At 34.4% G+C, this 13,016-nt stretch carries 12 protein-coding genes; 9 read left to right on the plus strand and 3 right to left on the minus strand.

Annotation, left to right across the window (positions count from 1 at the left end):
• The first annotated feature begins 127 nt into the window (after positions 1 to 127).
• Together GM3709_RS05425 and GM3709_RS05430 are read left to right on the plus strand one after the other, a co-directional pair.
• Complete coding sequence (locus GM3709_RS05425; protein ID WP_066116990.1) at positions 128 to 484, plus strand: YbaB/EbfC family nucleoid-associated protein; 357 nt, start codon at positions 128 to 130, stop codon at positions 482 to 484.
• 53 nt (positions 485 to 537) lie between these two features.
• Positions 538 to 1,014 (plus strand): low molecular weight protein-tyrosine-phosphatase, encoded by a 477-nt coding sequence (locus tag GM3709_RS05430; protein WP_066116992.1) that lies wholly within the window; start codon positions 538 to 540, stop codon positions 1,012 to 1,014.
• Between the two features lie 16 nt (positions 1,015 to 1,030).
• On the opposite strand, the gene nrtS is transcribed toward GM3709_RS05430, so the two are convergent.
• Positions 1,031 to 1,273: a nitrate/nitrite transporter NrtS gene (gene nrtS / locus GM3709_RS05435; RefSeq protein WP_066116994.1), complete on the minus strand. Its 243-nt coding sequence runs from the start codon at positions 1,271 to 1,273 to the stop codon at positions 1,031 to 1,033.
• A gap of 274 nt (positions 1,274 to 1,547) precedes the next feature.
• Here nrtS and menA point away from each other — a divergent pair, with 274 nt between their 5' ends.
• From menA to GM3709_RS05450, 3 genes are all read left to right on the plus strand, one after another.
• Positions 1,548 to 2,465 (plus strand): 2-carboxy-1,4-naphthoquinone phytyltransferase, encoded by a 918-nt coding sequence (menA, locus tag GM3709_RS05440; protein WP_066116996.1) that lies wholly within the window; start codon positions 1,548 to 1,550, stop codon positions 2,463 to 2,465.
• A gap of 84 nt (positions 2,466 to 2,549) precedes the next feature.
• On the plus strand, positions 2,550 to 3,539 hold the full coding sequence (gene accA / locus GM3709_RS05445; RefSeq protein ID WP_066116998.1) for an acetyl-CoA carboxylase carboxyl transferase subunit alpha: 990 nt from the start codon (positions 2,550 to 2,552) through the stop codon (positions 3,537 to 3,539).
• 146 nt (positions 3,540 to 3,685) lie between these two features.
• Positions 3,686 to 4,276, plus strand: a complete 591-nt coding sequence (locus tag GM3709_RS05450; RefSeq protein WP_066117000.1) for a DUF3727 domain-containing protein — start codon at positions 3,686 to 3,688, stop codon at positions 4,274 to 4,276.
• A gap of 69 nt (positions 4,277 to 4,345) precedes the next feature.
• On the opposite strand, the gene gnd is transcribed toward GM3709_RS05450, so the two are convergent.
• Positions 4,346 to 5,764, minus strand: coding sequence for a decarboxylating NADP(+)-dependent phosphogluconate dehydrogenase (gene gnd / locus GM3709_RS05455; RefSeq protein ID WP_066117002.1), 1,419 nt, complete (start codon positions 5,762 to 5,764; stop codon positions 4,346 to 4,348).
• A 295-nt stretch (positions 5,765 to 6,059) separates the two neighbouring features.
• Between gnd and fldA the strand changes: the two genes are divergently transcribed.
• The 4 genes from fldA to GM3709_RS21765 all read left to right on the plus strand — a co-directional run bounded on the left by fldA (position 6,060) and on the right by GM3709_RS21765 (position 11,297).
• Positions 6,060 to 6,572 carry a flavodoxin FldA gene (fldA, locus tag GM3709_RS05460; RefSeq protein ID WP_066117004.1) on the plus strand — a complete coding sequence of 171 codons (513 nt, stop codon included), beginning with the start codon at positions 6,060 to 6,062 and terminating at the stop codon, positions 6,570 to 6,572.
• Positions 6,573 to 6,699: 127 nt separating this feature from the next.
• Complete coding sequence (locus GM3709_RS05465) at positions 6,700 to 7,728, plus strand: chlorophyll a/b binding light-harvesting protein (RefSeq protein ID WP_066117006.1); 1,029 nt, start codon at positions 6,700 to 6,702, stop codon at positions 7,726 to 7,728.
• 647 nt (positions 7,729 to 8,375) lie between these two features.
• A complete protein-coding gene (rimM, locus tag GM3709_RS05470) occupies positions 8,376 to 9,014 on the plus strand; it encodes a ribosome maturation factor RimM (RefSeq protein WP_066121762.1) in 639 nt (212 codons plus the stop codon).
• A gap of 186 nt (positions 9,015 to 9,200) precedes the next feature.
• Positions 9,201 to 11,297 (plus strand): hypothetical protein, encoded by a 2,097-nt coding sequence (locus GM3709_RS21765; protein ID WP_082712938.1) that lies wholly within the window; start codon positions 9,201 to 9,203, stop codon positions 11,295 to 11,297.
• Positions 11,298 to 11,339: 42 nt separating this feature from the next.
• Here the strand turns inward: GM3709_RS21765 and GM3709_RS05480 are convergent, their stop codons facing one another.
• Positions 11,340 to 12,836 (minus strand): serine/threonine-protein kinase, encoded by a 1,497-nt coding sequence (locus GM3709_RS05480; protein WP_066117009.1) that lies wholly within the window; start codon positions 12,834 to 12,836, stop codon positions 11,340 to 11,342.
• Positions 12,837 to 13,016 lie beyond the last annotated feature (180 nt).

The following is a 13,016-nucleotide window of genomic DNA, read 5'->3' on the forward strand; positions in this document are numbered from 1 at the left end:
AATATAGAAAAATCATGAGTCAAAACCTGATAATTCTTAGTGTCTTTGCGCCTTTGCGAGAGATAATATCATACTTTGTTTGTCAAGCATTATTAACCTATATATTAAAAATATCAACTAAAAAAATATGAATAATCAAGGAAAAGGACAAGGATTTGGATTCGGCTTAGGTAAAATGAAAGAATTAGCCGCCGCCTTTCAAAAAGCTCAGCAGATACAAGAAGATGCTAAAAATCTTCAAGCAGAGTTGGAAGCCATGGAAATTGAAGCTCAAAGTGCTGATGGTTTCGTTATTGTAAAAGTTAGTGGAGATCAAAAACCTCTTAGTATAGATATTAAACCCGAAGCCTTAGTGGGTAAAAGTGCGGAAGAATTATCAGAATTTGTCACTGCTGTTGTCAAAGATGCACATCAAAAATCTACTGAGATAATGAGAGAAAAAATGGAATCTCTCACCGGTAATTTAGGTTTACCCGGAATGTAGTCAATTTTAGGAATTAGGAATGAATAATTTTAGCTATTTTGCTTGATTTTGTTATGGAAAAAACTAAATTACTTTTTGTTTGTCTTGGTAATATTTGTCGATCGCCTTCAGCAGAAAATATTATGAATTATTTAATCGAAAAAGAAGGTTTAAGCAATGAATTTGAGTGTGATTCTGCCGGTACATCAAGATACCATCTAGGGGCTTCCCCTGATAAGAGAATGAGTATTTCTGCTAAAAAAAGAGGGATAATATTAAAGGGAAAAGCAAGACAAATAGAAGAATTTGATCTGGAATATTATGATTTAATTTTAGCAATGGATAAGTCTAATTATGTTGATATTTTAGCTCTCGATCGAAGTGGAAAATATAAAGATAAAATAAAATTAATGTGTGATTTTACCACAAAATTTAAAGACAAAGAAGTACCCGATCCTTATTATGGAGGAGAATCAGGTTTTGACTATGTAATTGATTTGTTATTAGACTCTTGTCAAGGATTATTAGATTATTGTCAAAAAAACAAATAATTGTTGTATCAAATTCTCATAAATTTTCTTGACGTTTCAATTGACTTGTCCATTGTCCATGAATGTTAACTCCATAGGGTATAAAGTAAGTTAAGATAGCTGAAATCCATCTTTGTCGAGTCATATTTTCTGTTATCAAAGCGTTTCCATGATTAATAAGAAAAAGAATTGTCCCGACACAAAAAGCCACTTTTATTGCTGATAGCCTAAACTGAGGATTAAATAAATTTTGCCAATAATCAATGATATTTGTAAGCATAATTTAAAGTCTTTAGAAATATTTTTAACAAGATTTAACAAATATAAATCATAGCAGTTTCAATATTAAAATTGATATTTTATAAGGATATAGAAGTTTGCAGTTTTTAATGACTGAAAATCATAAATTAATTTTAACTAAAACTTTTACTCCTTAATCTTTGACTTTCTAACATGGGTTGCTTTTTGCCTACTTTCACCAGTAAAATTAGATTCTTCTTAAGTTTAATTATCGATCGAGTAAGCTATTTCCTCTCATATTGAAATTAGAAATCATGACTATAACCGATGATACACAACCTTTAACTATCAGTGAATTTCCCACTAAACGTCAACTATGGTTTGCTGCAATAAAACCGCCTATGTACACTGTAGCTATTATTCCCATTAGTTTTGGGACTGCCTTGGCTTACAAAGAAACGGGTATTTTTGATTTAAAAATTTTTATCACTTTTTTATTGTCCGCAATTTCGATTATTGCATGGCTAAATTTGAGTAATGATGTTTTTGATGCAGACACAGGAATTGACGTAAATAAAGCCCATTCAGTAGTGAATCTGACGGGAAATAAAAGCCTTGTTTTCTGGATTAGTGTGGTGTTTTTATTGTTAGGATTAGGAGGCATTTTCTTTATTAATTATTGGTTAAAAGATTGGACTGTCTTATGGTTAATTATCGCTTCCTGTGCCTTGGGTTATAGTTATCAAGGGCCACCTTTTCGGTTCGGTTATTTAGGATTAGGAGAAATAATCTGTTTTTTCACTTTTGGGCCTATGGCGATCGCATCTGCTTATTATAGTCAAACTCAAAATTTCTCTGTGTCTTCTGTGTGGGCATCAAGTATTATCGGAATATCCACTTCAATTATTCTTTTCTGTTCCCATTTTCATCAAGTGAAAGACGACATCGCTGCTGGTAAAAAATCCCCCATTGTTAGACTAGGTACAGATTTAGGCTCAAAAGTATTAACAATTTCTGTAATCCTATTTTATGGCTTCTGTGTTGTGTTAACCGTAATCAAAATACTGCCCTATAGTGCTTTAATAGTAATGCTAAGTCTCCCGATCGCTTACCAATTAACTAACCATGTAAATAAATACCACAATCAACCAGATAAAGTTAAAAATAGTAAATTTATCGCAGTGAATCTACACTTTTTAAGCGGTGTATTGTTATGTCTCGGTTTAATTTAATTTATCAAGATCTCAAAAATATCATAAAGTTACCTATTTATAAAAATTTTAAAACATTATTAGTTCCTTTTTTTCGCAAAAATTATGGCAAAAACAGAACCAAAACGAACCTTTTTATTAGAATTTGAAAAACCGTTAGTAGAACTACAGGCAAAAATTGATCAAATTCGAGAATTAGCCGAACAAAATCAAGTTGACGTATCAGAAAGACTTAAAGAATTAGAAGATAGAGCAGAACAGTTACGGCAAGAAATTTTTAGTACTCTTACTCCCTCCCAAAAATTACAAATTGCTCGTCATCCTCGTCGCCCTTCTACTCTTGATTATGTTCAAGCAATGACGGATGAATGGTTTGAATTGCATGGCGATCGTAGAGGTTATGATGATCCTGCACTTATTGGGGGTATTGCCAGATTAGATGGTCGTGCAGTGGTAATTATTGGACATCAAAAAGGACGAGATACCAAAGATAACGTCGCTCGTAATTTTGGCATGGCATCTCCCGGAGGTTATCGTAAAGCCATGCGTTTAATGGAACACGCCAACCGTTTTTCTATGCCTATTATTACCTTTATTGACACTCCGGGAGCTTATGCAGGGGTTGAAGCAGAAAAATTAGGTCAAGGGGAAGCGATCGCTTATAATCTCAGAGAAATGTTTAGTTTAGACGTTCCTATTATTACTACAGTAATTGGAGAAGGAGGATCCGGCGGTGCATTAGGTATTGGAGTAGCAGAAAGATTGATGATGTTTGAACACTCCGTTTACACCGTAGCGAGTCCGGAAGCCTGTGCCGCTATTTTGTGGAAAGATGCTAAAAAATCTGATCAAGCTGCGATCGCTCTTAAAATTACAGCTAAAGACTTAAAAGAGTTAGGAATCATTGATCAAATCTTACCTGAACCTCCCAGATGCGCTCATTCCGATCCTTTAGCCACTGCGGCCATTCTCAAAAAAGCAATTTTAGACAACTTGGAATACCTATCTAACCTCACTCCCCAACAAAGAAAAGAACTGAGATATGAAAAATTCCGTAATTTAGGAGTGTTTTTGGAAACAGAATCAGCGTCATAGCTCATAATCTCAATTTTTGACGATTTTTCGAGATTTAAGAGTTGTCATTTTTAATTTATTATTCGTAATTCTTTATTATAGTCTCAAACCATGATATTGTGATTTTTACAAACAAATTTGAATCTAGTTTCTAGCTAAAATTAATTATGTCTTCTTCCCAATTTTCTTCAGAAAGTGGGCAATATGATGATACCGAGATTGTCACTATTTATGATGAAGAAGGGCGATCGCTCTCTTGTTATGTAGAAAACGAAATCGAGTATGATGGTAAGGCCTATGTTTTATTAATGCCCATAGACTTGGCTATTGTTATTCTAACAGAAGAAATCAGCGATGATGACGAAGAATACGGCGAAACCGTCATGGTGGATGATAGTGACGAAGTTGAAGCTATTTTCGATGATGCAAAAGCCGTATTAGGAGAGTTAAACCTTTATCTCAAAAGGACAGGTTTTATTTTAACTGCCAGTGGAGAATTACCCCCCCTAGAAGAAAATAATATTATCAGTTTAGAAATAGAAGAACACGCTTCGGAAATTGAACCAGAAGAATTACAATTTTTGGCTAGTTTCTATAGCTTCGAGCAAAAATACAATATTTGTACTCCCCTTACCCCTATTTTATTTGTAGGAGAAAGAAAGAGTTTTGGTAAAATCGAGGTTTTCCAAGCTGAGGAAGAAGAATTAAGTTTTATCCTTGAAGAATTGTTGTTTGACGAAGACTACGACGACAATTAGGAATGACGAATGAGGAATTATAAAATTTTCCTCGTCTTCTTTTCCTCTTATCTTCATCCGTAAAACATCCTAACTAATCCATTCTGTGTGGAAGAATTCTCCTCTGGGTTTATCTGTGCGCTCGTAGGTGTGCGCTCCAAAATAGTCTCTTTGTGCTTGAGTTAAATTCTGGGGCAGTCGATCGCTTCTGTAGCTATCAAAGTAATTAAGAGATGCACTAAAAGCTGGAACAGGAATACCCATTTTAGTGGCTAATACTAGCACATCACGCCATGCTTGTTGTCGATCGAGAATACTTTGTTTAAACTCAGGGGCGAGGAGTAAATTAGGTAAACTAGGATTATCGGTAAAAGCCTTGTTGATTTTGCCTAAGAAACCGGCCTTGATGATACAACCACCCTTCCAAATTCGGGCAACTTCAGGCAAATTGACATTATAGTCATACTCAGCAGAAGCCTTAGCAATTAATGCCATACCTTGAGCATAAGAACACATTTTCGAGCAATATAAAGCATCCCTAATTTTAGAAATAAAACTTTCTACATCACCGTCAAATTTTTCTGTAATTCCTGTTAATTCCTTCGATGCGAACACCCGTTCTTCTTTGTAACTAGAAATCGATCGAGCATATACCGCCGCATAAATTGTAGGAATAGGTACACCCATTTGCAAGGAATTAATTACAGTCCAACTACCTGTGCCTTTTTGCCCTGCGGCATCGACAATTAAATCAATTAAATGTTTCCCCGTTTCAGGATCTTTTTTCGGGAAAATATTAGCAGTAATCTCGATTAAGAAAGAATTTAGCTCATCGGTGGTATTCCACTCGGTAAATACTTCCCCTAGCTTATCGTTATCTAACCCCAATCCATTTTTCAATAAATCATAGGCTTCAGCAATTAACTGCATATCCCCGTACTCAATGCCATTATGTACCATCTTAACATAGTGACCAGCACCACGGGGGCCAATATAGGTTACACAAGCACCATCATCTACTTGGGCGGCAATTTTAGTTAAAATCGGTTCAAGCTCATCATAGGCTGCTTTCGTACCTCCGGGCATCAAGGAAGGACCATTTAAAGCACCTTCTTCACCACCACTTACTCCCATACCCATAAACCCTAAACCAGTGGCTTCAAGCTCATTAGTACGTCTTTCCGTGTCTTCATAGAGGGAGTTACCACCATCGATAATCATATCTCCTTCATCTAGTAGTGGCTTAAGTTGTTGAATCACTGCATCTACCGGCGCACCTGCTTTTACCATTACTAATATCTTACGAGGACGTTCTAAAGTTTGCACAAATTCTTCTAAAGAGTAAGCCGCTTTAACGTCTTTATCCTGCGCCCTCGTCGCCATAAATTCTTCTGTTTTATTCGAGCTACGGTTATACACAGCTATAGGAAACCCTCTGCTTTCTACGTTGAGGGCAAGATTTTCCCCCATAACGGCTAATCCGATTACCCCAAAGGTTCTTTTCGTCATAAAACAATACCTATTCGATCGATAATAAATTCTTACCTTCAGGTTAACTCGATCTTCCTAGAATGATTCACAAAGATATTATTAAGATTCTATAAATCAAAAAAATACACGATATAGCAATTCCATATAGAAGTTGCTTAAAAAGTCTTTTGATGAGGAGTAGGTATTAGGTAAAATAATTGCAAAATATAATCAAGTAAGTTAATTTATCTATAGGTTTATTGATATAAATTATTAATAAATTTAAGAGGATAATTGCCTCAACTAATACCACATCATCAAATTAACAAACAATATGGCAAAGATTGGCTTATTTTTCGGAACTCAAACAGGTAATACAGAATCGATCGGAGAAACCATTCAAAAAGAGCTAGGAGGAAAAAGCATCGTTGACTTACAAGACGTTGCAGACGTTGAGTTAGAAGATTTCAACGAATATGAATACTTAATCATTGGTTGCCCTACATGGAACATTGGAGAGTTACAGAGTGATTGGGAAGGATTATACCAAGATTTAGAGCAAATTGACTTTACAGGCAAGAAAATCGCTTATTTTGGAGCAGGAGATCAAATTAACTATGCTGATAACTTTCAAGATGCTATGGGTATTTTAGAAGAAAAAATATCTTCCCTTGGAGGTAAAACCGTTGGTTATTGTAGTGCAGATGGTTATGATTTCAACGAATCAAAAGCAGTGCATAACGGAAAATTTGTCGGTTTAGCCATTGATGAAGATAATCAATCTGAATTGACAGAAATTCGTATCAAATCTTGGGTTGCACAGATTAAAAATGAGTTTGGTTTATAAAGTTAATATTCTCTTTACAAAACTTTACTTAAAGATTATTGCAAATTAATAGCAATTAAGATAAATTATTTATATGCTTATTAATAGTTAATAGTAATAAGCTGTGAACAGAACAAAGGAAGATAATATGCAAACTTACGATAACCCTGAAGTAAAATACGATTGGTGGGCAGGAAATGCCAGATTTGCCAATCAAAGTGGTTTCTTTATCGCCGCCCATGTCGGACAAGCCGCCCTTACAGCGTTTTGGGCAGGAGCTTTCACCTTATTTGAAATTTCCCGTTTTGATGCTTCCTTACCGATGGGAGAGCAAGGATTAATCCTTTTGCCTCACTTAGCCACTCTCGGTTGGGGTGTGGGTGAGGGAGGTAAAATTGTGGACACCTATCCATACTTCGTCATGGGTGCTATTCATCTGATTTCTTCTGCTTTTTTAGGTGCTGGTGCTTTATATCACAGCCTTAAAGCCCCAGAAGATTTAAGCAAGGCTCAAGGACAAGCGAAAATGTTTCACTTTGCATGGGATGATCCTGCTAAACTAGGTTTAATACTTGGTCATCATTTGCTCTTTTTAGGTGCTGGTGCTTTATTATTAGCAGGAAAAGCAATGTATTGGGGTGGTTTATACGATGCCACTACTCAATCGGTGCGTATCATCGAACATCCAACTCTTGATTTAGCAACTATTTATGGCTATCAAACTCACTTTGCTAGTATTAGCAGTTTAGAAGACTTAGTGGGGGGGCATATATATGTCGGCATCATGCTAATTGCTGGGGGTGTTTGGCATATTCTAGTACCACCTTTAAAATGGTCAAAAAGAGTACTTATGTTTTCTGGAGAAGCAATCTTATCTTATTCTTTAGGGGGAATTGCTTTAGCAGGATTCGTGGCCGCCTACTTCTGTGCAGTAAATACTTTAGCTTATCCTGTGGAATTTTATGGACCTGCTTTAGAGGTGAAGTTGGGAATCACCCCTTATTTTGCAGATACTATAGAATTACCTTTCGGCGAACACACTTCTCGTTGTTGGTTAGCTAATGCTCATTTCTTCCTTGCTTTCTTCTTTTTACAAGGACATTTATGGCACGCTTTACGAGCTTTGGGATTTGACTTTCGTCGGGTAGAAAAAGCCTTGGATTCTATCCAAGCCTAACTGCCTATTGAGGAAAAGGGTTATATATACTGCAATATATTTAATTCCTTTTGTCCTCTCTACTGCTTAACTACTACACTAAGGACTATTTTGGGAAAAAAGTCTATAGCTTATTAATGATTCTCTTTTTATTCTAGGAGGTACTTTCAGTAACTGTCAACAGTGGGAAGTCCTCTTTTTTTATTTCTATTGGAGTTTTTATACTATGGATTGTCTATGTTGTTCTCGAAAACTTTTACCTCATCTTAATCATAAGGGAATATATTGGTATTGTCTTTATTGCCGAGAAGTTATGCCTGTTATTGAAAACAAAAACATTAAAAATCTAAAGATGTAGGTTTTAGACTTTTCTTTAGTTCATAACTATAGGAATCCTATATGATTCATGAGAAATAATTATGTTTAATTAGCAGTCAGCGATTAGTAATTAGTTATCAGCTATTGTGAAGTTAAATTTCTCCCTAACATTAGTAATTAATTACTTATTCTTTAATGGAAAAAAGGCTAAAAGCTAACAGCTAAAAGCTAATCCCTATTCCTAATTCCTAACTTGATCAGTCAATTTTATGATTCACTCAGGTTATATTACATTCAGGTCAAGTTAAAATATTAATATTGACAAGGCTTTTTTTGGAGTGCAAAATAATTTGGAGATTCAAGATTTAATTGAAATCGGTACGATCGTATCACCTCAAGGATTGCAAGGTGAACTAAAAGTTAAAACAGATTCTGATTTTCCTGAACGTTTTGAAAAATCTGGTCATCGATGGTTACAAATTCAACCCCATCAATCTCCCCAATCGATAGAATTAGTGCGGGGAAAACAAATTCCGGGAAAGAATATGTTTGTCATTAAATTAGCTGGTATAGACGATCGAAATCAAGCAGAAAGTTTGCGAGGTTGTAAATTGTTTGTCGAAAAAAACGATCGACCTTCTTTAGATAAAGGAGAATATCATATTGTAGATTTAATTAATTTACAAGTATTTAACCAACAAACAGGAGAAAATATCGGCACTGTAACAGATGTTTTTAGTGCGGGGAATGATATTTTAGAAGTAACATTACACAATCAACCCGAACCTACTCCTGATATTATTCCAGACTTAGATAAAGTTAGTCGAGTATCAAAAAAAAGAAAATTAAAAGTTAAAAAATCAAAACCCGTCACCGTCTTAATTCCTTTTGTTGAGGATATTGTACCTGTGATTAACCTTGAACAACAACGCTTGGAAATTAATCCGCCAAAAGGATTATTAAACTTGGACTTAGCGGAAGAATCTTGAAAGAGATTAGGAATCAAAAATTAATATAGCAATCCTAAATTTTCATAAATAATTTTCATACCCCTTAAAAAAAATTAACTTTTTATTTTCTTACAAATCATATAAAAGCACTAATGTAATCTTGTAGATTGCTTTATTCTCCTAATGAAAATTAAAAACCCATCATTATCTCTCTAAAAAAATATTATGAAAACTAATCATTTTGTCTCAAATCCACTTGTTTTTAGTTTAAATGAATCAAATATTTTCGATCAAACTGAAGATGACTATGGCAAGATAATAGAGATGGCAACGGAACAAAATGTATTTGTCATTAATAAACTAACGAATAATAGTACATCGGATAATTTTCCCCAAATATCTGGTAATAATATTGTTTGGCATGGCTATGACGGCTACGATAATGAAATTTATTTTTATAATGGTAGTACAACAATTCCATTAAGCCAGAATTTTAGACAAGACTATTCCCCACAAATATCTGGCAACAATGTTGTTTGGTATGGATGGGATAATAACGACTGGGAAATATACTTTTATAATGGTGCTACCACTACTCAATTAACAAATAATCCAAGTACCGATTATTTTCCACAAATATCTGGTAACAATATTGTTTGGTATGGCATGGATGGTATTGATTGGGAAATATACTTTTATAATGGTACTAGCACTACTAAATTAACTAACAATAATACCAGTGATACCCTTCCTCAAATATCTGGGGATAACATTGTTTGGCAAGGTAACGACGGCACTGATAATGAAATATATTTTTATAATGGTACTACCACAACTAAATTAACTAACAATAATACCAGTGATACCCTTCCTCAAATATCTGGTAATAATATTGTTTGGCAAGGTAATGACGGCGGTGATAGTGAAATATATTTTTATAATGGTACTACCACGACTAAATTAACTAATAATAGTACTGAGGATCATTCTGCACAAATATTCGAGAATAAAGTTGTTTGGCAAAATGGAAGTGATAATGAGAGTGAAATATATTTTTATGATGGAAGTAATATAATTCAATTAACCGATAATAGTACTAACGATCGTTTTGCCCAAATATTTGATGATAAAGTAATTTGGGAAGGCAATGACGGTAATGATTGGGAAATTTATTTATATTATCAAAATCAAATATTTCAATTAACAAACAATAATACTGATGATCAACTTCCGCAGATATTTGAGAATAAAATTGTTTGGCGAGGTAATGATGGCAATGATGAGGAAATTTATCTAATTGATTTAGAAATAGGAGAATCGATCAATGGTACTAACAAACCAGATTCACTCATTGGCACAACAGCTAATGACACTCTGAATGGGTTTGGGGGAGATGACACTCTTAATGGCGGTGCAGGAAACGATCGTATGATTGGAGGATTAGATAATGATCTTTTCCGTGTGAATAGTATTGCTGATATGGTGATAGAACAATTAAATGAGGGTATCGATCGAGTAATTTCTAGTGTTGATTATACTTTAACCAGTCATGTAGAAAACCTGAGTTTAAATGGTACTAACCATATAAAAGGTAAAGGTAATATCCTTAATAATAGAATAACTGGCAATGGTGGTAATAATTATCTTAAAGGGATTGGGGGAGATGACACTCTCAATGGTGGAGATGGCAATGACAATATCAATGGCGGTACGGGAAACGATCGTATGATTGGAGGATTAGGTAATGATAATTACTTTATAGATAATATCGCCGATGTGGTAACAGAAAAATTAGATGAAGGTATCGATCGAGTAATTTCTAGTGTTAGCTATACTTTAAGTAACCATGTAGAAAACCTTAGTTTAAATGGTATAGAAAATCTAAATGGTACAGGAAATAGTCTTAATAATCGCATAAATGGCAACACTGGGAATAATCTTCTTCAAGGTAGTGGCGGTAATGACACCCTTACAGGTGGTGCGGGTAACGATACTCTTAATGGTGGATTGGGTGATGACTTTTTCCGTTTGAATTCTCCTAATCAGGGAATAGATCGTATTACTAATTTTTCGGTGATAGATGATACTATTTTGATTTCCCGTCAGAATTTTGAAGGAAACTTATCATGGGGTGTATTGCCAGAAAATAAATTCATAATTGGGTCATCTGCTACCAATTCGGACGATCGTTTAATCTATAATCCGAGTAACGGAGGCTTATTCTTTGATATTGATGGCAATAATACGATCGAAGCAGTCCAAATTGCTACACTAAATACGAATTTAGCACTGAGTAATCAAAATATAGTAGTTATAGGCTAAAATCCACCCATCATCATTATTTTTATTACCAAATAATTTTTATTACCAGATATGACGCTTTCCGTCAGGGAAAATAGTAGCCCAATTAGTCTGAGCTTGTTGCAGTTGTTCTTCTGTAATATTAGCATTAATTAAATTAGCACCACATAAATTAGCATCTTCTAAATTAGCATTTTCTAAATTAGTATTTTCTAAATCTGCTCCTTGTAAATTTGCTCCCTGTAAATTTGCTTTGAAAAAATGAACATTTTTAAGATTTGCTTTAGTAAAAATAGCACCTGTTAAATTAGCATTATAAAAATTAGCTCCTTCTAAATTACAGTCTTCAAATTTAGCTTGAATCAGTTTACTATTACGGAAGTTGATATGAGGTATGTTAGAATCCGAAAAATTAAAATGATTGAAAACTTGTTGACTAAAATCTATTCTCCCTTGTGCATAAGCAGTTAAAATACTTTGAGCCGTTACTTGTGCTACATATTTACTTCTTCCTTGACGAGATTTTCTTGCCCTAATTGCCATTGCCAAACGAGATGTTGCTGATACATAAGTATTGTCTCCGGTGTCGGGTTCTGTTCCCTGAGTAGGGATAGACTTGTTATGAGTTAATAAATTTTGTTCTAGTTGCTCCTCATAAGGTACTATCTCTAAATCTGTTAGAATTTCATCGATCGATTTATAACGATTACGAACATCAACTTCTAACATTTTGCGTAAAATTTTGATAAATCCCGCACTCAGATGAACTTGTTTTTCCCACAACAATTCTCCCGTTAACTCATCCGAGGGTATATCTTTCGGTGATTTTGCTGTCATTAAATATAAACAAGTTGCACCAATGGCATAAATATCACTAGAATATACTGGACGCATAGCTAACTGTTCTGGTGGTGCAAAACCCATTGTACCAACGGCAAATTGAGTAAAAGCCGTTTGACCATAATTTTTATTAGCTAATTGAGTATTAACTTGATCTTTTACCGCTCCAAAATCAATTAAAACTAATTTACCATCTTGTTCTCGTCGAAGAATATTAGCAGGTTTTATATCTCGATGGATCATTTTTATGCCATGAATATATTTTAAAACAGGCAATATTTCTTTTAAAAAAGCCTTCACCTGAGACTCGTTAAAAATGCCATTTTGTTTTACTTCTTGTTGTAAATTTTTACCTTTAACCAAACTTTGAACTAAGTAAAAATGCTTTCCATCTTCAAAATAATCTAATAATCGAGGTATTTGGGGATGATCAATTTTTCCTAGAGTTTTCGCTTCTCTCTCAAACAATTCTAATGCCATTTGAAAAGTTTCTGGATCATTAGAAGATGGTCGTAATTGCTTAATAACACAAAAGGGATTACCCGGTAATGATAAATCTATCCCTAGAAAAGTTGTACCAAATCCGCCCTTACCAATTTTTTTAATCGATCGGTAACGACTATGTAATATCAATCCAGAACCACAATTTTGACAATGCTTAAGACTAGGGTGATTTTGTGGTTCAGAACAATTAGGATTTAGACAATAGCTTAGAATCATTCAGCACTTGGTCAATTTGCTTTATCGATTTTTAGTATAACGATTTTTCTACCATTAATTTTAATTTTGGTGTTATGGGACTAATATATGATTTTTCAGACAGAAAGCGATCGATAAAACTTTTTCCTCTCAGGGTTTACCATCAAAGAGCGATCGGGCTTAACAATCTCACAAATGACC

The organism is Geminocystis sp. NIES-3709 (genome assembly GCF_001548115.1).
In the GTDB taxonomy this organism is placed as follows: Bacteria; Cyanobacteriota; Cyanobacteriia; order Cyanobacteriales; family Cyanobacteriaceae; genus Geminocystis.

Coding starts and splice junctions, on each gene's coding strand:
- GM3709_RS05450 (WP_066117000.1), top strand. CDS start 3,686: ATGTCTTCTTCCCAATTTTCTTCAGAAAGTGGGCAATATGATGATACC.
- GM3709_RS05425 (WP_066116990.1), top strand. CDS start 128: ATGAATAATCAAGGAAAAGGACAAGGATTTGGATTCGGCTTAGGTAAA.
- GM3709_RS21765 (WP_082712938.1), top strand. CDS start 9,201: ATGAAAACTAATCATTTTGTCTCAAATCCACTTGTTTTTAGTTTAAAT.
- menA (WP_066116996.1), top strand. CDS start 1,548: ATGACTATAACCGATGATACACAACCTTTAACTATCAGTGAATTTCCC.
- GM3709_RS05480 (WP_066117009.1), bottom strand. CDS start 12,836: ATGATTCTAAGCTATTGTCTAAATCCTAATTGTTCTGAACCACAAAAT.
- GM3709_RS05430 (WP_066116992.1), top strand. CDS start 538: ATGGAAAAAACTAAATTACTTTTTGTTTGTCTTGGTAATATTTGTCGA.
- GM3709_RS05465 (WP_066117006.1), top strand. CDS start 6,700: ATGCAAACTTACGATAACCCTGAAGTAAAATACGATTGGTGGGCAGGA.
- accA (WP_066116998.1), top strand. CDS start 2,550: ATGGCAAAAACAGAACCAAAACGAACCTTTTTATTAGAATTTGAAAAA.
- fldA (WP_066117004.1), top strand. CDS start 6,060: ATGGCAAAGATTGGCTTATTTTTCGGAACTCAAACAGGTAATACAGAA.
- nrtS (WP_066116994.1), bottom strand. CDS start 1,273: ATGCTTACAAATATCATTGATTATTGGCAAAATTTATTTAATCCTCAG.
- gnd (WP_066117002.1), bottom strand. CDS start 5,764: ATGACGAAAAGAACCTTTGGGGTAATCGGATTAGCCGTTATGGGGGAA.